Below are 19,224 nucleotides of genomic sequence, written 5' to 3' on the forward strand. Positions count from 1 at the left end.
CTGTTTATCAAAGTTAGGGGAGGGTTACATGGCAGGGATAGACAAAGCTAGAAATGCGCATGTTTTGACAGGGACAAAAATGCGTAAGCTGACACGATTAAGAACTGTTATTCGGAAAGATTGGCAACTGTATTCCTTACTGCTATTACCGCTTATTTACTTAATAATTTTTAAATATGGTCCGATGATTGGAAATGTCATTGCATTTAGGCGCTTTGTTCCTGGGGGCCATTTGTTTGGGGAAGAATGGGTAGGTTTTCACTATTTTAAAATGTTTATTCATGATCCTACCTTTTGGAAGGTCTTTACAAATACGCTCATGCTTGGCGGGCTTACGTTATTGATTTGCTTTCCAATGCCAATTATTTTTGCGTTGTTATTAAATGAAATCAAGGCTAAAAAATTCAAAAAATTTGTTCAAACAGCTTCCTATTTGCCTCACTTCTTATCCATCGTTATTGTAGCAGGCATGATCTTGCAATTAACGGCTCTCAACGGTTCGATTAATGTGATCGTTGAATTCTTTACAGGTGAAAAAATTAATTTTATTCAGCAGGCTGAATGGTTTCGGACCATTTATATTACTTCTGACATCTGGCAAGGGATGGGTTGGGGTGCAATTTTATATTTGGCTGCCTTAACAACGATTGATGACTCTCTCTATGAGGCAGCAAAAATTGACGGAGCCAATCGTTGGAAGCAAACGTTGCACATTACCATTCCAGGAATTCTTCCAACGATTATTACATTGTTAATTCTAAATATTGGGAGTTTTTTGGCTGTTGGTTTCGAGAAAATTTTACTTATATACAACCCATTGACCTATGAAACGTCAGATGTCATTTCAACTTATTTGTATCGAGTAGGTCTGGAATCGAGCAACTTTAGTTATGCGACGGCGATTGGCTTATTTGAATCCATCATAGGCTTAGTACTGATTTTAACAGCAAACGGTATTTCTAGAAAGTTAACGGAAAGAAGCTTGTGGTAGGGAGGAGGAAATATGCAGGAATCCATCCAGTACAAGATTTTTAAAGTATTCAATGTGTTTATTTTGCTAGTCATTGTCTTTTGTACGCTTTATCCTTTTTTAAATGTGGTTGCACAATCTTTTAGTAGTGAAGCTTATATTAGCGCTGGAGAAGTCAATTTAATTCCAAAAGGCTTTAATATGGAAACGTATAAGACAGTGATTGAAGATAGAATGTTTTGGATTAACTATAAAAATACTGTTGTTTATACAGTGGTTGGTACAGCGATTTCTATGTTTTTTACGACGATCTTTGCTTATGCACTGTCAAAAAGACGTTTAGTTGGCCGCCGTTTTTTAACATTATTTGCCGTATTTACGATGTTTTTTAATGGAGGTTTAATCCCGAACTATCTACTAATCAATAACTTAGGATTTCATAATACCATTTGGGCGATTGTGATCCCGGGAGCGATTAGTATTTATAACATGCTTATTATGAAATCGTTTTTTGAAAATATGCCTGATGAGCTAGAAGAAGCAGCCGCAATGGATGGGATGAATACGTATGGAATTCTTCTCAAAATTGTTCTACCACTTAGTAAAGCTGTGATGGCAACAATGGTTCTCTTTTATGCAGTGGGACACTGGAATTCATGGTTTCCAGCCTTTTTGTATCTTGACCAAAAAGACTTGTTTCCCGTTACGATCTACTTGCGGAATATGATTGCTGGGGCTACTGGCGGCGCGGCAGCGGGCGCAACATCAGCAGATAATTTAATACAGATTTCAGCCAATATCAAATCGGTTACGATGGTCCTGACGATATTACCGATTTTAACTGTCTACCCGTTTGTCCAGAAATACTTTGTCTCAGGCGTGATGTTAGGGTCTGTTAAGTAAATTAAGTGCTAACGAGCAATGGTGTCAGTCATTACCGCTAAAGATAGGAAGAAGAAGCTTAGTGCTTTTCGAATAAAAAGGGAGGGAATAGAAATGAACGAGTGTCTAAAAAAGAAATGGACTGCTTTTTGTCTAACGGCTTTGCTTTTACTAGTAATTGCCGGCTGTTCCAGCACAGACTCTGACGGCGAAGAAGAAATGAATTCCAAAGGGGCGATGGAATCGTATAATGTCGGCGACACATTTAAAGCTGAAGAAGCGCTTGAGTTTTCGATGATGTACAGCGACCACCCAAATTACCCTTATAAAGAGGATTGGTTGTTGTGGGAGAAAATCGAAGAACTCACAAATGTGACGCTAAATCCGACGATTATTCCAATGAGCGATTACACCCAAAAACGAAACTTGTTAATTAGTTCTGGGGAATCACCACTCATTATCCCAAAAACGTACCCGGGAGAAGAGGCCTCATTTGTCCCTTCTGGAGCGATTCTTCCTGTAAGTGACTATATGGATAAAATGCCCCATTTTAAAGATAAAATTGAGAAATGGGAAATGGAAGATGAATTAGAAACGTTGCGACAAAGTGACGGAAAATTTTATCTTCTTCCAGGCTTGCATGAGAACGTATGGCCAGAGTATACATTGATTGTGCGAACCGATATTTTTGAGGAAAATAATATTGCGCTGCCAACTACTTGGGACGAATTGTACGAAGCAATGAAGAAGCTAAAAGACATTTATCCCGATGTGACTCCATTTTCCGACCGCTATGAATTTAACAGCACTCTAAGCATTGCCGCAACAGGTTTTGGCACGAAGGCAGGCTGGGGTTTTGGCAATGGCTTAACCTATGATGAGTCAAAAGATCAATTTGTGTATAGCGCAACGACAGACGAATACAAAGAACTGTTGACATATTTCAATAAACTGGTGAAAGAAGGCCTTTTAGATAAAGAAAGCTTTACACAGGGAGATGAACAAGCTACCCAAAAATTTGTTTCTGGAAATTCCTTTATTATTAATGGAAATGCCCAAGACGTTGTGACATATAGAACAAGCATGGACAAATTACTAGGTGAAGGCAATTATTCAATTGCAAAAATAACGGTGCCAGGCGGCCCTGCCGGCCATTTAATGGCTGGCAGCCGCTTCGAGAATGGCGTCATGATCTCGTCTAAAGCAAAAGAAAGCGAAAACTTCGAAGCGCTGCTGCAATTTATTGATTGGCTTTATTACAGTGATGAGGGGCAAGAATTTACAAAATGGGGTGTGGAAGGCACGACCTATACGAAAGCAGATGGGGTGCGAAATTTAGTAGACGATGTAAATTACAATGGATTAAACCCTGACGGAACAACGGATTTACGTGTTGATTATGGTTTCTCTGGCGGCGTCTTTGCTTATGGAGGGACTACAGAGCTGCTCCATTCAATGTTTACTGAAGAAGAAATCAAATTTCAAGAGGATATGGCAAACATAAAAACGACGATTCCTTTAGAACCGCTCATTCCCTATACAGCAGAGGATAGAGAACAGGCGACATTATTGAGCACACCATTAAAGGATTATACAGACCAAAATACATTAAAGTTTATTTTGGGGGAACGTGATTTAAATGAATTTGACACGTTTGTAACAGAGTTGGAAGGACAAGGATTGCAAAGGTATGTCGACCTCGCCAACCAAACATACCAAGACTATAAGCATAACTGATCGGAGTATTCGAGGTTGTCCTTCTCCTTTGAAGGGCAGCCTTTGCCGATCATGTTATTACATAAATGAAATTACTAAGGAAGGGGTGAACGGACATGGAAGATAAAAAAGAATATGGTCAAGGAATCTTGTTTACGGTGACAAACTATATTTATTGGTTTCTTTTGACAAATATCTATTTTATCTTAATGAATAGCGTATTTTTATTCTTCTTCATGACATTGCAACCTTCTTTCTCCAACATCCTTTTATACTTTTTGGCATTGATACCATCAGGACCTGCGATTGCTGCGATGTGCTATTCAATGGAGAAGCTCGTGAGAACGAAGGAGTTGTCCCCTACACGGGATTTTTTTGAAGGTTATAAAAAAAATCTAAAAGATACATTTTCCATCTGGTTGCCTATGCTCGTCATCTGCTTTATTTTATTAGTCGACTTCCACTATTTTCGCAAATCGCCATCACACATAAGTCAAATTGGATCGACAATCCTAGTTGTTCTATTGATTATGTGGACAATGGTAATGTTAAACGTTTTAGTAATCAATGCGCGCTACAAATTCAGGGTGCGCGATCTGTTCAGGTTGTCGATTTATTATGGTTTTACGAAAGTGAAACAAACGACAGGAAATTTGTTAATCTTATTTATCGTTGGAGTCATCACGGCTAGCACAACGAATTTTTTTATCCTGTTTACAGGAAGTGTAATTGTTTTCTTGATTGTGTTAAATATGAAAGCCGTTTTTGCCGATATTGAAGACCACTTTTTGGTGACGCCCTCAAAAGGGAAACAATCAAGAGCTTAAGTAATTTCTTGCTTTTATAACATAAAGTAACATCTTACGGAGGGACAGCGAATAAGCAAGCGTTCGGTCTATCTCCGGAAGGATAAAGGGGATCTAGTTTTATATATTTTCCTCGAAAAGGTTTGCATCATGTCGATCTGTGGAATTATATAGGTAGAAAGATCGATAGGAGGGATAGGCAGAATGGACGAGAAAATTTTTATTAGTCCAAGCAAGTATGTGCAAGGCAGAGGGGTTCTCGACAAGACAGGAGAATACGTGAAAGACTTAGGCAAAAAGGCGCTGCTTATAGCTGATGAATTTGTCTGGGGGATAGCTGCAAACCGAGTGGCGGACAGCTTGAAAGAAGTTGGGCTTGACGTGGTGGAAGTCACATTTGAAGGTGAATCGTCAGAAGCGGAAATTAAGCGGATTGTAAAAAAAGCCGAAAGTGAAGGTGCTGATATTATCGTTGGAATCGGCGGCGGAAAAACATTGGACACAGCTAAAGGGGTTCGAGATCGCTTGAAAGGTGCCGCCTGTGCCATTGTTCCGACCACGGCTTCAACCGATGCGCCGACAAGCGCTTTGTCGGTCATCTATTCAGAGGACGGTGTGTTTGAACGCTATTCCTTTTATAGCAAGAACCCAGATATGATCCTTGTCGATTCGACCGTCATTGCTAGTGCTCCGCCGAAATTTTTAGCAGCAGGCATTGCTGATGCTCTTGCTACTTGGGTCGAGGCTCGAGCTTCTTTTGAAGGGCGTGGCACTACAATGGCAGGAGGAAAAGCAACCATCGCTGGGTTAGCGATTGCTGAGAAGTGTGAGCAAGTTTTATTTGATTACGGGTTGCTTGCTTATGAAGCCAATAAACGGGGAGTTGTTTCCCACGCCCTTGAACAAGTCATAGAAGCCAATACACTGTTAAGCGGCCTCGGGTTTGAAAGTGGGGGTCTCGCATTGGCGCATGCTGTCCATAATGGTTTTACCGTGCTTGATGGCGATATCCATCATCTAAGCCACGGGGAAAAGGTCTCGTTTGGCATATTGACACAACTAGCGTGGGAAGACCGCAATCAATTCGAGATTAACCGTTACATTCAATTACTGTCAAAACTTGGTTTGCCTGTGACATTTAAAGACCTGCATATTGAAGAAATAAGCCGCGATGAGTTATTAAAAGTCGCACAAACAGCTTTGCAAGAAGGCGAAAGCAGCCATAACTTGGCAAGCGTTCCTTCTGCCGATGACCTCGTTGATGCCATGGTTGCTGCAGACCAGTATTCCATTGCCTATCTCGGAAAATAAATCAATAGAAGAAGAGCCGCTATCGAATTCCGATTCGGCTCTTTTTTTGCCATAAACTCGAGTCTGATTAAATTGGGTAATGTGAAAAAAACAGAACTAATGTTCCCCTTTTCTTTTGTTTTTGGTAGAATAAAATAAGAGTGAACAACATGGACGGGCATCAAATTGTAAAGGAGGCGATCTACTTGGAGGAAAGAGAACTGTTAAAATTGATTTTGGAAAAAACGGTGGCCACGGAAAAGAATGTCAAGGAATTAGCTGCCCGTTTGGGTGGATTGGAAAAGCGTTTTGACAGTTTAGAAGGGCGTATTGATGGGCTAGAAAAGCGTTTTGACGGTTTAGAAGGGCGTATTGATGGGTTAGAAAAGCGTTTTGACGGTTTAGAAGGGCGTATTGATGGGTTAGAAAAGCGTTTTGACGGTTTAGAAGAACGTATTGATGGGTTAGAAAAGCGTTTTCAACGAGTAGAAAACGACGTGAATAAGTTGAAAGAAGAACAAGGCATGATCAAACAAGCAGTGATGGAAACGAACAAAAATGTGAAACAGTTATTGGAGAACCAAAAATCAACCTATGAAATTTTGAGCGAACATGACGTGGCGATCCGAGCAATCCGCAGGCGAATACAAAAGTTGGAGGCGTAACGTCAGAGTAGTAAATAGAACAAGGTCGCTTAACATGGGCGATGCAAGTAGACGGAGGTTCATAAGTCTATGAACGGTGGGCAACGAAAGGTGCGTGCGCTTGTCTACAGTCTGAGCCGCCAAGGATCATTTGGCGGCTTTTTAGCGTCTATTGTGGATTAGAATGGTAAGCGCAGCTACCATTAATATAAGTGGCGCAAAGTTTTGTTTTTGTTGCAAATGGATGACCTGTCCAAACAGCTAGATCAGCGTCTTTTCCTACTTCGAGTGAGCCGACGCGGTTTGAGATGCCGGCTAATTCTGCAGCAGTGCGAGTAATGCTTGCGAGTGCGGTTTCAGAGGAAAGTCCGTATTTGACTGCTTCCGCTGCGCAGACGGATAAATATTGAATAGGCGTAAAAGGATGGTCTGTCATAATTGCAAATGGGATGCCTGCTTCGTCCATTAGGGCAGGGCTTTTAGGAGTGCTGTTCCGCAATTCATATTTAGAAGCAGACATCATAAATGGACCGAGTGTGACCGCCACCCCTGCTTTTTTGATCGCATCGATCATCATATAGCCTTCTGTCGCATGCTCGAGATGGAGCTTGACGCCAAATTCATTGGCAATGCGAAGAGCAGTTGCAATGTCGTCGGCACGATGGCAGTGGAGGCGGAGCGGCATGCTGCCATTTAAAACTTCAATAAACGGCCACAGCTCTTGGAGATCAACACTGAGTTCCTCTTTTGACAAGTGCCGATAAGGCAAAGCTTTCAAGAAGCCATTGCGGATAATCGAAGCAACTGCCATACGTGTGAATGGCTTTTTGCGGTATGTTTGCCCGAATACATTTTTAGGGTTTTCGCCTAGAGCGCCTTTCAGCCCGCTTCGTTTTATTAAGAGTCGCTCCTCTAATGTAGCGCCAGCTGTTTTCAAAATGGACCAAATGCCGCCAATCGGGTTGGCGCTTCCAGCCCCCGTTTGTACAGTGGTAACGCCGCCACGCACGGCATCTTGGAAGGAAAAATGGTCTAAATGGATGCCGTCCGTTGCCTCCATGAGGGGGGTAAACGGTTCAGAATATTCATTGGCATCGTTTACGTCCTCTGTCACTTCAGCCCAGATCCCGACGTGGGTGTGGATATCAATGAGACCTGGCGTTATAACCATCCCTTTTGCCTCGACTTCTTTTGTGCCAGCTGGCACATTCAGATGGCGGCCAAGCGCTGAAATTTTGCCATTAGCGACGTAAAGATCTCCTGATTGGATAACCGTGAAATCGGTATCGACTGTATACAAATCTGCGCCACGAAATACTGTATTCATCGCTGTTCCTTCTCCTTTTCATAACAGAGTTTGCCACTTACAAACGTGTGGGTGACGGAGCTTGTTAACGATAAAGGATCGCCATTCCAAATGGCAATGTCAGCTTGCTTTCCTGCTGTAATCGAGCCAGTTCTGTCAGAGATCCCTAAGCATTCGGCAGTGGCAAGTGTAAGGGCGTTTAATGCGTGTTTTTCGTCCAAACCTTCACGTACGGCCAGCGAGGCCTCTAATTTTAAGTTCCGCACAGAAGTGGTAGGGTGGTCTGAAATGATCGCATGGGGGATGCCTAATAAAACAACTTCTTTATGAAAGGAAGGGCACAATGTTTGTTGTTCGTGACGCTCCCGCGCTTGGAACATCGGCCCTGCAAATAGAGACGCCCCCCGTTGTTTTAACTCATTCAGTTGACGTTCATTGGCGCCTGTACCATGGACAAGCGTCAATGTAAATGCATACTCCTCTTGGAGGCGCAACGCTGTGTCAATGTCAGTCCCGTGGTAAGCGCGGATAAATACGTTTGCTGGCGTGCCGTGTTTGTCAAAGTAACGTCGCAAGGAAGCAGCAATGCCCATTCTCGTTAATGGTTGATTGGTCTGTTGTTTAAATGTACGTTTAGGAATGTCACCAAGTGAAAAAGCATGGCCAAACGAAGGCGTAATCGCCATCTCATCCACAGTTACTCCGTCATGCTTCACGATCGCGGTTTGTGCGCCGATCACGCTCCCTGGTCCGGAAGCGACGTGGGATACCGTCACGCCATTGGCAAGCGCTTCTTTAAAGGCAGCGTCGAAAGGATAAATGCTGTCGATGATTCGATAAGGAGCCAAGTCGTCGCTTTGTGCGGTTTCTGTCTCATCCTCGCCTTCCCAGCGAATACCGATTTCTTTTGCGCCAATTTGGCTAAATCCATCTATAAAACCCGGTAGAACATAGTGGTCGCCTACATCGATAACCACGCAGTTGTCAGGGAGCGATGCGTGATAGGGAAGCAATGCCTCAATGGACGGGCCTTGGAGCAGAATCGTTTTCGCTTGATACGCAGCTAAATCGGAATCGTAGACGTGGGTAGAACGAATAGCTGTATACATTAGAGAACATCCTTTCTAACATGATGGCTACTTTGGGGCATGTACAAAAGAAGAGAAGCGCGTTTGTTCGCTTCTCTTCTAGATGCATTAGTCAACGGAGACATTGGTACCGTAAGGCGTAACGATGCGGATAGAACCGTCTGGGTTAACGTTAAAGCCGTGAACGCGGGAGGAAACGCCAGCCGCTGTTTCCGTATTATCAAGTTCGATCCGGGGGACATCGGCCATAATGAGTTCAAGTGCTTCTTGATAAATCGCTGCACGTTCTTCTTGGTCATCTGTTTCCGACGTCGCTTTTGTGAGCAACGCATCGACTTCCTCATTTTTGTAGCCTTTTCCGTTTCCGAGCGCGCCAATTTGGTCGCTATGGAACAGCTGGTACAAATAGAAATCTGGGTCAGGATACCATGTCCATCCGCCAATCGACATTGGTGCTTGGCCTTTAGAGACGATGTCGGAATAAGTGCCCCATTCCACTGTGTTGATCGTTACGTTAACACCGATCTCTGCCATTTGGTTTTGGAAAATTGTCGCGTATGGGACGCGGCTCTCTGCTACGTAAATTTCGGTATCGAAGCCATCAGGATAACCTGCTTCGGCCAAAAGCTCTTTTGCTGCTTCTGGGTCATAGGAAGGCGCTAAGCTTTCTTGTGCTTCATCATAGCCCCATGATTGACGCGGAATTGGCAAATAAGAAACTTCTGCCCCACCCCATTGGTACACACCGTCTACCATTTCTTGCACGTTCGTGCCTTTGTAAATGGCCTCACGTACTTTCGGGTCTGCTGTCGGTCCTTCGACGTTGTTTAAATCCAAGTATGTTGTTGCCAACCCAGGTACAGATAAAAGTTCTAAGTTGCCATCTTGTTCAATCAATTCCCGGTCTTGTCCTTTCACATCAGTGGCAATATCAATATCGCCTGAACGCAAGGAATTTGTCATCATAGTTGGATCAGGAATGATTTGAAAGTTTAACTGGGCTAAGTTAGGTGTCTCCCCCCAGTAATTTTCATGACGTTCTAGCTTCACCATTTGGTCTTGTTGCCATTGTTCCAGTGTAAAAGGGCCTGTTCCGACCAAGTGTGAGCCAAAACTATCCCCGTGGCCTTCCACTTCTTCTTTTGGAACAATCACATTGCCGGCATCGGTTAAAACAGCCAATAAGGCAGAGTTTGGTGCGTTTAAAATAAGCTTGACTTCTGTGTCGTTAATAACTTCGACTTCTTCTACCATACGGAGGCGGTTTAAAGCCGATTCGTTCGCTGAACGTTCCAAACTATATTTTACATCTTCCGCTGTCATTTTCCGGCCGTCTTGGTAGTCGCCTGGTTGGAAGTAAACGTCGTCGCGCAACTTAAAGGTGTAGCTCATTAAGTCGTCAGCAGCTTCCCATTCGGTTGCCAAGGAAGGTATGATTTCGGTTAGATCTTCGTTATAGACGACGAGCGTGTCAGCAACGTTGCGAATAATATGACTTTCATATTGGCCAGAGTAATCAACTGGATCAAACGTTTTCGGATTGGCTGATAAACCTATTGTCAATGTGCCATCGGCATTTGCACTGGCGCCGCCATTGCTAGCATCGCCTTCTGAAGCCGTATCGCTTCCCCCTCCGCCACAAGCACCTAATGCAAACAGCGAAGCTGCCAAAAGGAATGGAAGTGCTGTTTTTTTCATTTTGCTGATATCCCCCTTGTGTGTTTCTAATAGTGAAACATTGATTCTGAAAATTCCTACGCTCACTTTAGCGCAAGAAGTCTGAAAAGTAAATGGTTATTTTTTCAGATTTTTATTTTATCCGTCTATTTTTAAGGGTTTTCATTTAAAAAACCAATTAAACAAAGGGTTTTTCACTGTCAGATTTTCTGACGGCGAAAATTAAACTTTCTGAAATACAGAAAATTAACCATTTACAAAGGTCGTTGTTATGCTATAATCAGCTTTAAATTTCAGATAACGAATCAATGATTCAATTTTTACTAGGGGGATCGTCATGATTCATTTTGTCGGCAAACGGTTGTTGGATTTAATCCCAACTTTATTCGTCGTTTCATTGGTTATTTTTATCATTACCCGACTCTTGCCCGGGGATCCGGCAAGTGTCATGCTTGGTCCACAAGCAAGTGTAGAAGACGTGGAAGCATTAAGAGGCGAACTGGGGCTAGACCAGCCGTTTTTTCAGCAGCTTCTCCACTATTTCAAAGACTTGCTCCAGCTTGATTTTGGCACATCTGCCTATTATAACGAACCAGTCTTGTCTTTAATCATGGACCGTTTTCCCAACACATTGCTGCTCGCCGTCTCCGCACTGGCCATTGCTTTGTTAGTCGGTGTGCCGGCTGGAATGATAGCCGCAGCAAAACGAAATTCTGTCATTGATTACCTTGTCACATTCGGTTCCCTTGTCGGTGTATCGATGCCTGTTTTTTGGCTTGGCGTGATGTTTGTGCTTTTTTTCAGCGTCCAGCTTGGCTGGTTGCCAGCAACAGGGATGGGCTCACTTGACAACGGCCTGTGGGATTTCTTTAAATACTTGCTTCTCCCTAGTGTGACACTCGCGACGATACCAATGGCTGAGTTTGCCCGTATTACTCGTTCCAGCATGCTTGAAGTAGGGGCGCAGGACTATATTAAAACGGCACGGGCAAAAGGATTAAAAGAATTTTGGGTCATCAGCAAACATGCGTTTAAAAATGCGTTGACGCCTTTGTTGACTGTAACGGGTATGCAAGTGTCGATGTTACTAGGGGGCGCGGTGTTGACAGAGACGATTTATGCGTGGCCAGGAATGGGGCGAATGATTGTTGATGCAATCGACAAACGTGACTTTATTGTTGTCCAAGGGTCTGTTTTGTTTATTGCCCTCATTTTCGTATTAGTGAATTTAGTCGTTGATTTATTGTACAAAGTCGTTAACCCGAGAGTCGACTTAAATGGCTCAAAAGGAGGAACATCCTAATGGAACAGCCGCCTGTCATCGAACAACAACAACCGGTTTCGTTTGAAGAAAGAAACAAATTCCGATTTTTTCGCAAACTTCTTAAAAACAAACTGGCTGCCATTGGGATGGCGATTATTGTCATGATGGTCATTCTCGCCTTGTTTGCTCCTTTGATCGCAACTCATTCTCCAAATGCGATGGATGCCGCCAATTCGCTTAAACCTGCAGGGTCAGGCGGCCATTTGCTTGGGACCGACAATTATGGCCGTGACTTGTTTTCGCGCATCGTCTATGGCTCACGGATTTCTCTTATTGTTGGCTTAGGTTCCATTGTCCTTGGAGCGCTTGTCGGTACATTCCTTGGCTTAATTGCTGGATTTTATGGAGGAAAACTAGACTCAATCATTATGAGGACAATGGACGGTCTATTTGCATTTCCATTTATTTTGCTAGCGATTTCACTTATGGCTGTCCTCGGTCAAGGGCTTGTCAATGTCATCATCGCAATTGGCATTGCAAGTGTTCCCGGATTTGCGCGGATAATTCGTGGCCAAGTCCTATCTGTAAAAGAAGAAGAATTTATTGAAGTGACACGCTCTCTTGGCGCTAAAAATGGCCGAATTATGTTTTCGCATATTTTGCCAAACTGCCTTGCCCCTTTAATTGTATATGGAACAATGAGCATTGCTGGCGCTGTCATTTCTGAAGCTGCGCTTAGTTTTCTCGGTTTAGGCGTGCAGCCGCCTACGCCATCTTGGGGCAGCATTTTGAAAGATGGGACAAGCTATCTGGTGTTGTCGCCTCATATGGCATTGTTTTCTGGATTAGCAATTTTAGTGACTGTACTCGGGTTTAACTTGTTCGGCGATGGGCTTCGTGATGCCTTAGACCCGAAAATGAAAGTATAGGAGGGAGCTCATGGAAAAACGAGAACGTTTATTGGAAGTAGACAATTTGCATGTTCATTTTCGCTCTTCCGCCCATACAGTCAAAGCGGTAAATGGTGTTAGTTTTACACTTCATCGCGGGGAAACAGTCGGCATTGTCGGCGAGTCGGGTTCTGGGAAAAGCGTCACGGCCACCTCGCTTTTACGGCTATTGCCATCGCCACCCGCGAATTATCCAAAAGGTGTAATTCGTTACAACGGCGAAGATTTGCTAAAGTTGCCTGAAAAACGGATGCGCAGCATCCGCGGCAATGAAATTTCAATGATTTTCCAAGATCCGATGACGTCTTTAAATCCTGTATTTACAGTTGGCGATCAAATCATGGAAGTGATTCGCCTTCACAATGGGCTTAGCAAAAAAGAAGCAAAAGAACGGGCAGAGGAAATGTTGCGCCTTGTTGGCATTCCAGAGCCGAAAAAAAGGCTCTCGATGTATCCACATGAGTTTTCAGGGGGAATGCGCCAGCGTGTGATGATTGCCATTGCGCTAGCATGCAACCCAAAATTGCTTATTGCTGATGAGCCGACAACGGCTCTCGATGTAACCGTGCAAGCGCAAATTTTAACGTTGATGAAAGAGCTGCAGCAGCAATTTAATACCGCCATTATTATGATCACACACGACTTAGGCGTTGTATGGGAAAGCTGCGACAAAGTGATTGTCATGTATGCTGGCAGCGCGGTGGAAACAGCGTCTGCTAAAACGCTCTATGACAATCCACAACACCCGTATACATGGGGGTTGTTTGATTCGCAAATTTTATCAACAGTCAGCCAACAAGAACGGCTTCACCCGATTCCTGGTTCGCCTCCTGATTTACGTGCTGAAATGAAAGGTTGTTCATTTGCAAACCGTTGCCCTTATGCAAAAGCGGTGTGCCAAGAGAAAAAGCCGGAGCTTATCGAAACAGAGGAAGGGCACCAAGTGGCTTGTCATTTTCAGACAAAAGACAAAACGCTCGAACGGAAGGAGAGAGTGTTGGCATGACTGAACCGATTTTGAAAGTCGAACAGGTAAAGAAGCATTTCCCGATCAAAAAATCGTTGTTGAAGCGGGAAACGCAAACGGTCAAAGCGGTCGACGGCGTTAGTTTTGACCTATTTAAAGGGGAAACGCTCGGTGTGGTTGGCGAATCTGGCTGCGGCAAATCAACGCTAGCTAGGGTGATCAATCAACTGATTCGGCCGACGGAGGGGACCGTTCACTTTCATGGTAAAAATTTAGCTGGCCTTTCTGCAGCTGAAGTTCGAAAAGTGCGTAAACATATCCAAATGGTGTTCCAAAACCCGTATGCCTCGCTGGATCCACGTAAAACCGTTGGCCAACTCATTATGGAGCCACTTGTCATCCATGGCGTTGGCACGAGGGATAGCCAAAAAAAGCGGCTTTATGAGTTGCTTGAAACAGTCGGGCTGAATGAAGGACACGCCAAACGTTACCCACACGAATTTTCAGGCGGGCAACGACAACGCATCAATATTGCCCGGGCGTTAGCACTTCATCCTGACATTATTATTTGCGATGAACCGGTCTCCGCTCTGGATGTCTCTGTCCAAGCGCAAGTCATCAATTTGTTAAAGGATTTGCAAAATGAGTTCCAATTGACATACGTATTTATTTCCCATGATTTAAATGTTGTCCGTTATATGTGTGACCGGATTGCGGTCATGTATTTAGGGAAAATCGTGGAAATGGGCACATATGAACAAATTTACCATCACCCGAAACACCCGTATACGAAAGCGCTGTTGTCAGCTGTTCCGAAAGAAAGCCCATTTGAACAAAAACAGAGAACGATTTTATCAGGCGATGTGCCGAGCCCGGTCAATCCGCCGCCAGGATGCCCCTTCCACAAACGTTGCCCAGAGGCGATGCCGTCTTGCCAGGAAGTGGCCCCTACGCTCATTAAACAAACGAATGGCCAGCAAGTCGCTTGCCATTTGATGAACGACACCGAGGAGGAAGCAATATGCCATTAAATCATGTTTTGCGTTTGTATACCATTATGGACGACCCCCGTGTATCAGGAGAGAAGGTCGCTGCTTATTTAAAGGAGGTTTCGCCTCATGCAGATGTCGACATTTCACGCGTCGATGGGGAAAAGGGCTCAACAGACTTTGTTAAAGTCCATGTTCGTGGACGGCACGGTCGCTCAGCAGGAGGTTCAGCGCCAACCATGGGTATCATTGGAAGGCTTGGCGGAATTGGAGCCCGTCCAGAACGGACAGGCTTTGTCTCCGATGGGGACGGTGCTCTTGCAGCGATGTCAGCAGCGGCGAAGCTTCTAGACATGCAAGAGAGAGGCGACTTTTTGGATGGGGACGTTATCCTGACCACGCACATTTGCGGCAATGCGCCAACACAGCCCCATGATCCGGTTCCGTTTATGGGTTCGCCAGTGGATATCTTAACTATGAATCATTATGAAGTCGACCCAGCCATGGAAGCGATTTTGTCCATTGATACGACGAAAGGAAACCAAATTACAAACCATAAAGGCATTGCCGTAACGCCAACTGTAAAAGAAGGGTATGTGTTACGGGTAAGCGAAGATTTGCTGTTTCTCTATAGCCAGTCAACGGGAATATTGCCTGTTACGTTGCCAATTACCACACAAGATATTACGCCTTATGGAAACGGGGTTTACCATATCAACAGCATTCTGCAGCCGGCTGTCGCTACTCAAAGTCCAGTTGTCGGTGTTGCGATCACAGCGCAAGCGGCGGTTGCTGGCTGTGCCACTGGAGCGACCCATTTGGAAGATGTCGAACAAGCAGCCCGTTTTTCGATTGAAACGGCGAAAGCATACGGCGAAGGAAATTGCCAGTTTTATAATGAAGAAGAATTTGCCTTGTTAGAAAAACTGTACGGAAAAATGACGCATTTGCAAACGCTCGGGAAAGAGGCGGCTGTAAAATGAATATAAAAGACGAACTAATTGTGGCTGTAGAAGAAAACAAACAAGAGCTTATCGACTTAGTCTGTTCTCTTATTCAAATCAATACCGAAAACCCCCCTGGCGATACAACTGAAATAAGTCGCTTCATTGCTGATTATTTAGGCAAAGATGGAATCGATGTTACTTGGCACCAATCGAATGAACAGATGTATAATTTGATTGCAAGCATTGGCGAGGAAGGCGGAAAAGAGCTAATATATTGCGGCCATACGGACGTTGTTCCTGCTGGGGACCGGGATAAGTGGTCGTTCGACCCTTTTTCAGGCATTGTCGAAGACGGTTGGATCCTAGGACGTGGCGCTAGCGATATGAAAGCGGGCCTTGGCGGCTTGCTATTTGCGACTGCTTTGCTTAAACGGGTGGGAGTGAAACTGCCTGGGAAACTTACGCTTGCAATCGTCCCTGACGAGGAAACAGGCGGAGAGTACGGAGTTCCTTGGCTCCTAGAAAGGGGCTTAATTAAGGGAGACGGTTGCTTAATTGCGGAGCCTTCTTCTCGTTTGCATCCGACAATTGGCCAGAAGGGGTCTTGCTGGTTTAAATTGGACGTTTACGGCGAAGCGGGCCATGGAAGCTTGTCCCCGCTTGCAGGCCGAAATGCGATCACCGATGCAATCAAGGCAATTGCGGCAATCCGTACCGTTTTTGACATCGACGTCGATATCCCTGAAGAAGTGAAACCGCTCCTTGCTGTTTCCCGAAAATATATGGAAGAAGTCGAAGTTGAACGTGAAAAATACAAAGAAATTCTTGAAAAAATAAGCGTCAACATTGGCACGATCCATGGGGGGACAAAATCCAATGTCATCCCTGACACCTGTACAGTCGAAGTTGACTGCCGCCTGCCGTTTGGGATTACGCAAAAGGAAGTGTATGCGTACATTGAAGCGCGCCTTGATGAGCTAGGGATTGATTATGCGATTACGCCTTTTGGATTTCGCAGCAATGCCAACCATACGCCTGCAACCGATCCAGTTTGCACAGCCATTATCAATAATATTTCCTATGTAACGAAAGAAGAAGCGTACGGCGTGATGCAGTGGGCAAGCAGCGACGCTCGCCATTTCCGTGATCACCATATTCCAGTTCTCCAATACGGGCCTGCGTATTTGCCAAGCATCCATAATTTTGACGAAAAAGTAAAAGTGGAGGACGTTGTCCTTTGTGCAAAAGTGTATGTAGCTGCTGTGATTGATTTTTTGCAACAGTAAGTGAAACGTCAGTCACCCATGGGCAGTGTTTTGAAAACTAGTAATAATTAAGCTTGCCGCAATGGCCTAGGAGGAGCTGTGTTAAAAACTGTACATCAAGCATTGGAGATTTTAAAAATGTTTACGAAAGAAAAGCCTGTTTGGGGAGGTAGGGAGCTGTCCAACGCTACAGGGATCAATCATACGAAAATATATCGGATACTTGAAACACTGGAAGCCCAAAACTTTCTAACGAAAGATGCAGAGACAAAGAAATATAGCCTCGGGTTTGCCGTGTGGGAGCTAGGTTCGATTATGTATGACCAGTTAAATGTAAAAGAATTGATCCGCCCAAGCCTTGCCCGTTTAACAGAGAAAACAGGCGAGTCCACGTTTCTAACAATTTTGGACGGCAAAGAAGCGCTTACGCTTGAAGTGGTTGAACCAGCCAATAAAGTCAAGTTTTCCGTGTCTGCTGGCAGCCGGGCTCCCTTATATGTAGGTGCGTCTTACCGCAGCATCTTGGCGTATATGCCTGACGAGGCAATCGAGGAAGTGATTGCGGGAGGATTGAAAGCCTATACGGACAGGACGATGACGAGTGAAATTGAATTGCGCAATGAGCTGGCAACCATTCGCAAACGCGGGTTTGCTATAAGCCATGGCGAATATACGGAAGATGTTATCGCTTTGGCGATGCCGCTTTTCCATGAAGGGCGGATCGTCGGTTCGATTACGATATCCGGCCCAGCCTATCGCTTTAATGAGGAGCGTTTTGACTCCTGCTTGCCGCTATTACGGGAAGCGATTACAGACATTAGCGAAAAAATCGAACGGTACCAAATTGTGCTGAAATAAAAGGATCATATCCCAGTCTGGTGAGGCCGAACGAACTTCTAAATCAAAAACATATTTTACGAGGGAATGCAGACATCCTCTGCATTCCCATTTTCTATTTCTCTCCATGAGCACGTTTCTTTTTACCTACTTTCCATAGTAAACGTGTCTGGTTTGCTGCTCCTTCCTAATATCGCCTAAACGTTTTTTCATAATCTGATTGACACCGCTTACAAAAAGAGGCTAAACTTAGTTTAAATAATAAACAAACCTAATGAAAGAAGGTCATCGAATGAGCTATTTTCCTGCTGTAAACCACATTTCTTATGAAGGCGCTAAGTCTGACAACCCGTTTGCATTTAAATTTTATAATCCGGATGAGATCGTTAGCGGTAAAACAATGGCCGAACATTTACGTTTTAGCATTGCCTACTGGCACACATTTACAGAAGCGTTGTCAGACCCGTTCGGGGCTGGGACAGCGATAAGGCCTTGGAATGCGTACACAGGGATGGACTTAGCAAAGGCCCGTGTTGAAGCAGCATTTGAGTTCTTCGAGAAAATCAATGTCCCATACTTTTGCTTCCACGATGTCGATATTGCCCCAGAAGGAAGTTCTTTGAAAGAAACGTATGCCAATTTAGATGTCATCGTCGCGATGATCAAGGACTATATGAAAGACAGCAACACAAAATTGCTTTGGAACACAGCGAATAATTTTACACATCCTCGGTTTGTAGGCGGTGCCGCGTCTTCTAATGAAGCTGATGTCTTCGCCTACTCCGCTGCAAAAGTAAAGAAAGGCTTGGAAATCGGCAAAGAGCTTGGCGCTGAAAATTATGTATTCTGGGGTGGCCGCGAAGGCTATGAGTCATTATTAAATACGGACTTAAAGCTTGAAATGGACAATCTCGGACGCTTTTTCCATATGGCAGTTGATTATGCAAAAGAAATTGGCTTTGATGGCCAGTTTTTAATTGAGCCTAAGCCAAAAGAACCGACAACACACCAATATGATTTTGACGTGGCTACAGGATATGCCTTTCTCCAGCATTATGGGCTCCAAGATTCATTTAAATTTAATATTGAAGCAAACCATGCAACGCTTGCAGGACATACATTTGAGCATGAGCTGCGTTATGCCCGTATTCATCATATGCTTGGTTCAGTGGACGCAAACCAAGGAGACCCTTTGCTTGGTTGGGATACTGATGAGTTTCCGACAGACCTTTATTCGACAACGCTGGCGATGTATGAAATTTTGCAAAACGGCGGACTTGGCAGAGGTGGCTTGAACTTTGATGCGAAAGTACGGCGTGGTTCATTTGAAGCTGATGACTTGTTTTTCGCCCACATCGCTGGCATGGACAGTTTTGCAATCGGCTTGAAAGTTGCGCAGCAGCTTATAGATGACCACGTCCTTGAACAGTTTGTCGACAGCCGTTATCAAAGTTATAAGGAAGGAATCGGCCGTGAGATTGTTTTAGGAAATACGGATTTTCACCAACTTGAAGCGCATGCGCTGTCACTTGGCGAAATCAAAACCCGTTCAGGGCGAGTGGAGCGGATAAAAGCAATCATTAACCAGTATTTATTAAATGCATTCGCATAAAAAGTAGACGACCG

At 44.3% G+C, this 19,224-nt stretch carries 17 protein-coding genes; 14 read left to right on the forward strand and 3 right to left on the reverse strand.

The window, feature by feature from the left end; genetic code table 11:
- Positions 1-79 precede the first annotated feature (79 nt).
- From V5G21_RS12135 to V5G21_RS12160, 6 genes are all read left to right on the forward strand, one after another.
- Positions 80-991 carry an ABC transporter permease gene (locus V5G21_RS12135; protein ID WP_051881268.1) on the forward strand — a complete coding sequence of 304 codons (912 nt, stop codon included), beginning with the start codon at positions 80-82 and terminating at the stop codon, positions 989-991.
- A gap of 12 nt (positions 992-1,003) precedes the next feature.
- The gene (locus tag V5G21_RS12140; protein WP_035205266.1) at positions 1,004-1,873 is read left to right on the forward strand and encodes a carbohydrate ABC transporter permease; all 870 of its coding nucleotides are present in this window, start codon (positions 1,004-1,006) and stop codon (positions 1,871-1,873) included.
- A 93-nt stretch (positions 1,874-1,966) separates the two neighbouring features.
- Positions 1,967-3,589, forward strand: coding sequence for an extracellular solute-binding protein (locus V5G21_RS12145; RefSeq protein ID WP_035205265.1), 1,623 nt, complete (start codon positions 1,967-1,969; stop codon positions 3,587-3,589).
- 95 nt (positions 3,590-3,684) lie between these two features.
- The gene (locus tag V5G21_RS12150; protein ID WP_035205264.1) at positions 3,685-4,395 is read left to right on the forward strand and encodes a YesL family protein; all 711 of its coding nucleotides are present in this window, start codon (positions 3,685-3,687) and stop codon (positions 4,393-4,395) included.
- Positions 4,396-4,578: 183 nt separating this feature from the next.
- A complete protein-coding gene (locus V5G21_RS12155) occupies positions 4,579-5,685 on the forward strand; it encodes a glycerol dehydrogenase (RefSeq protein ID WP_035205263.1) in 1,107 nt (368 codons plus the stop codon).
- Positions 5,686-5,834: 149 nt separating this feature from the next.
- Positions 5,835-6,329, forward strand: a complete 495-nt coding sequence (locus V5G21_RS12160) for a hypothetical protein (protein ID WP_073305619.1) — start codon at positions 5,835-5,837, stop codon at positions 6,327-6,329.
- A 148-nt stretch (positions 6,330-6,477) separates the two neighbouring features.
- On the opposite strand, the gene V5G21_RS12165 is transcribed toward V5G21_RS12160, so the two are convergent.
- From V5G21_RS12165 to V5G21_RS12175, 3 genes are all read right to left on the reverse strand, one after another.
- Positions 6,478-7,635 carry an amidohydrolase gene (locus tag V5G21_RS12165; RefSeq protein WP_063608234.1) on the reverse strand — a complete coding sequence of 386 codons (1,158 nt, stop codon included), beginning with the start codon at positions 7,633-7,635 and terminating at the stop codon, positions 6,478-6,480.
- Positions 7,632-8,723, reverse strand: a complete 1,092-nt coding sequence (locus V5G21_RS12170) for an amidohydrolase family protein (RefSeq protein WP_338464792.1) — start codon at positions 8,721-8,723, stop codon at positions 7,632-7,634. The genes V5G21_RS12165 and V5G21_RS12170 overlap by 4 nt, the downstream gene beginning before the upstream one ends.
- 87 nt (positions 8,724-8,810) lie before the next feature.
- The gene (locus V5G21_RS12175) at positions 8,811-10,400 is read right to left on the reverse strand and encodes an ABC transporter substrate-binding protein (protein ID WP_338464793.1); all 1,590 of its coding nucleotides are present in this window, start codon (positions 10,398-10,400) and stop codon (positions 8,811-8,813) included.
- A gap of 316 nt (positions 10,401-10,716) precedes the next feature.
- Between V5G21_RS12175 and V5G21_RS12180 the strand changes: the two genes are divergently transcribed.
- The 8 genes from V5G21_RS12180 (at position 10,717) to xylA (ending at position 19,210) form a co-directional block, all read left to right on the forward strand.
- Positions 10,717-11,682 (forward strand): ABC transporter permease, encoded by a 966-nt coding sequence (locus V5G21_RS12180; RefSeq protein ID WP_011245422.1) that lies wholly within the window; start codon positions 10,717-10,719, stop codon positions 11,680-11,682.
- The gene (locus tag V5G21_RS12185) at positions 11,682-12,572 is read left to right on the forward strand and encodes an ABC transporter permease (protein WP_035205260.1); all 891 of its coding nucleotides are present in this window, start codon (positions 11,682-11,684) and stop codon (positions 12,570-12,572) included. Before V5G21_RS12180 ends, V5G21_RS12185 begins: the two co-directional genes overlap by 1 nt.
- Positions 12,573-12,582: 10 nt before the next feature.
- Positions 12,583-13,599, forward strand: coding sequence for an ABC transporter ATP-binding protein (locus tag V5G21_RS12190; RefSeq protein ID WP_011245424.1), 1,017 nt, complete (start codon positions 12,583-12,585; stop codon positions 13,597-13,599).
- Positions 13,596-14,591 (forward strand): dipeptide ABC transporter ATP-binding protein, encoded by a 996-nt coding sequence (locus tag V5G21_RS12195; protein WP_338464794.1) that lies wholly within the window; start codon positions 13,596-13,598, stop codon positions 14,589-14,591. The genes V5G21_RS12190 and V5G21_RS12195 overlap by 4 nt, the downstream gene beginning before the upstream one ends.
- A complete protein-coding gene (locus tag V5G21_RS12200) occupies positions 14,582-15,532 on the forward strand; it encodes a DUF1177 domain-containing protein (RefSeq protein WP_095294114.1) in 951 nt (316 codons plus the stop codon). Before V5G21_RS12195 ends, V5G21_RS12200 begins: the two co-directional genes overlap by 10 nt.
- Positions 15,529-16,782, forward strand: coding sequence for a M20 family metallopeptidase (locus V5G21_RS12205; protein ID WP_035205257.1), 1,254 nt, complete (start codon positions 15,529-15,531; stop codon positions 16,780-16,782). Before V5G21_RS12200 ends, V5G21_RS12205 begins: the two co-directional genes overlap by 4 nt.
- Positions 16,783-16,860: 78 nt before the next feature.
- The gene (locus V5G21_RS12210) at positions 16,861-17,619 is read left to right on the forward strand and encodes an IclR family transcriptional regulator (RefSeq protein ID WP_035205254.1); all 759 of its coding nucleotides are present in this window, start codon (positions 16,861-16,863) and stop codon (positions 17,617-17,619) included.
- Between the two features lie 271 nt (positions 17,620-17,890).
- On the forward strand, positions 17,891-19,210 hold the full coding sequence (gene xylA, locus V5G21_RS12215) for a xylose isomerase (protein ID WP_095294117.1): 1,320 nt from the start codon (positions 17,891-17,893) through the stop codon (positions 19,208-19,210).
- Positions 19,211-19,224 lie beyond the last annotated feature (14 nt).

Source organism: Shouchella rhizosphaerae, assembly GCF_036700015.1.
Lineage (GTDB): Bacteria > Bacillota > Bacilli > Bacillales > Bacillaceae_D > Shouchella > Shouchella rhizosphaerae.

Coding starts and splice junctions, on each gene's coding strand:
- V5G21_RS12140 (WP_035205266.1), top strand. CDS start 1,004: ATGCAGGAATCCATCCAGTACAAGATTTTTAAAGTATTCAATGTGTTT.
- xylA (WP_095294117.1), top strand. CDS start 17,891: ATGAGCTATTTTCCTGCTGTAAACCACATTTCTTATGAAGGCGCTAAG.
- V5G21_RS12145 (WP_035205265.1), top strand. CDS start 1,967: ATGAACGAGTGTCTAAAAAAGAAATGGACTGCTTTTTGTCTAACGGCT.
- V5G21_RS12180 (WP_011245422.1), top strand. CDS start 10,717: ATGATTCATTTTGTCGGCAAACGGTTGTTGGATTTAATCCCAACTTTA.
- V5G21_RS12155 (WP_035205263.1), top strand. CDS start 4,579: ATGGACGAGAAAATTTTTATTAGTCCAAGCAAGTATGTGCAAGGCAGA.
- V5G21_RS12170 (WP_338464792.1), bottom strand. CDS start 8,723: ATGTATACAGCTATTCGTTCTACCCACGTCTACGATTCCGATTTAGCT.
- V5G21_RS12200 (WP_095294114.1), top strand. CDS start 14,582: ATGCCATTAAATCATGTTTTGCGTTTGTATACCATTATGGACGACCCC.
- V5G21_RS12205 (WP_035205257.1), top strand. CDS start 15,529: ATGAATATAAAAGACGAACTAATTGTGGCTGTAGAAGAAAACAAACAA.
- V5G21_RS12185 (WP_035205260.1), top strand. CDS start 11,682: ATGGAACAGCCGCCTGTCATCGAACAACAACAACCGGTTTCGTTTGAA.
- V5G21_RS12150 (WP_035205264.1), top strand. CDS start 3,685: ATGGAAGATAAAAAAGAATATGGTCAAGGAATCTTGTTTACGGTGACA.
- V5G21_RS12160 (WP_073305619.1), top strand. CDS start 5,835: ATGGACGGGCATCAAATTGTAAAGGAGGCGATCTACTTGGAGGAAAGA.
- V5G21_RS12165 (WP_063608234.1), bottom strand. CDS start 7,635: ATGAATACAGTATTTCGTGGCGCAGATTTGTATACAGTCGATACCGAT.
- V5G21_RS12135 (WP_051881268.1), top strand. CDS start 80: ATGCGTAAGCTGACACGATTAAGAACTGTTATTCGGAAAGATTGGCAA.
- V5G21_RS12175 (WP_338464793.1), bottom strand. CDS start 10,400: ATGAAAAAAACAGCACTTCCATTCCTTTTGGCAGCTTCGCTGTTTGCA.
- V5G21_RS12190 (WP_011245424.1), top strand. CDS start 12,583: ATGGAAAAACGAGAACGTTTATTGGAAGTAGACAATTTGCATGTTCAT.
- V5G21_RS12195 (WP_338464794.1), top strand. CDS start 13,596: ATGACTGAACCGATTTTGAAAGTCGAACAGGTAAAGAAGCATTTCCCG.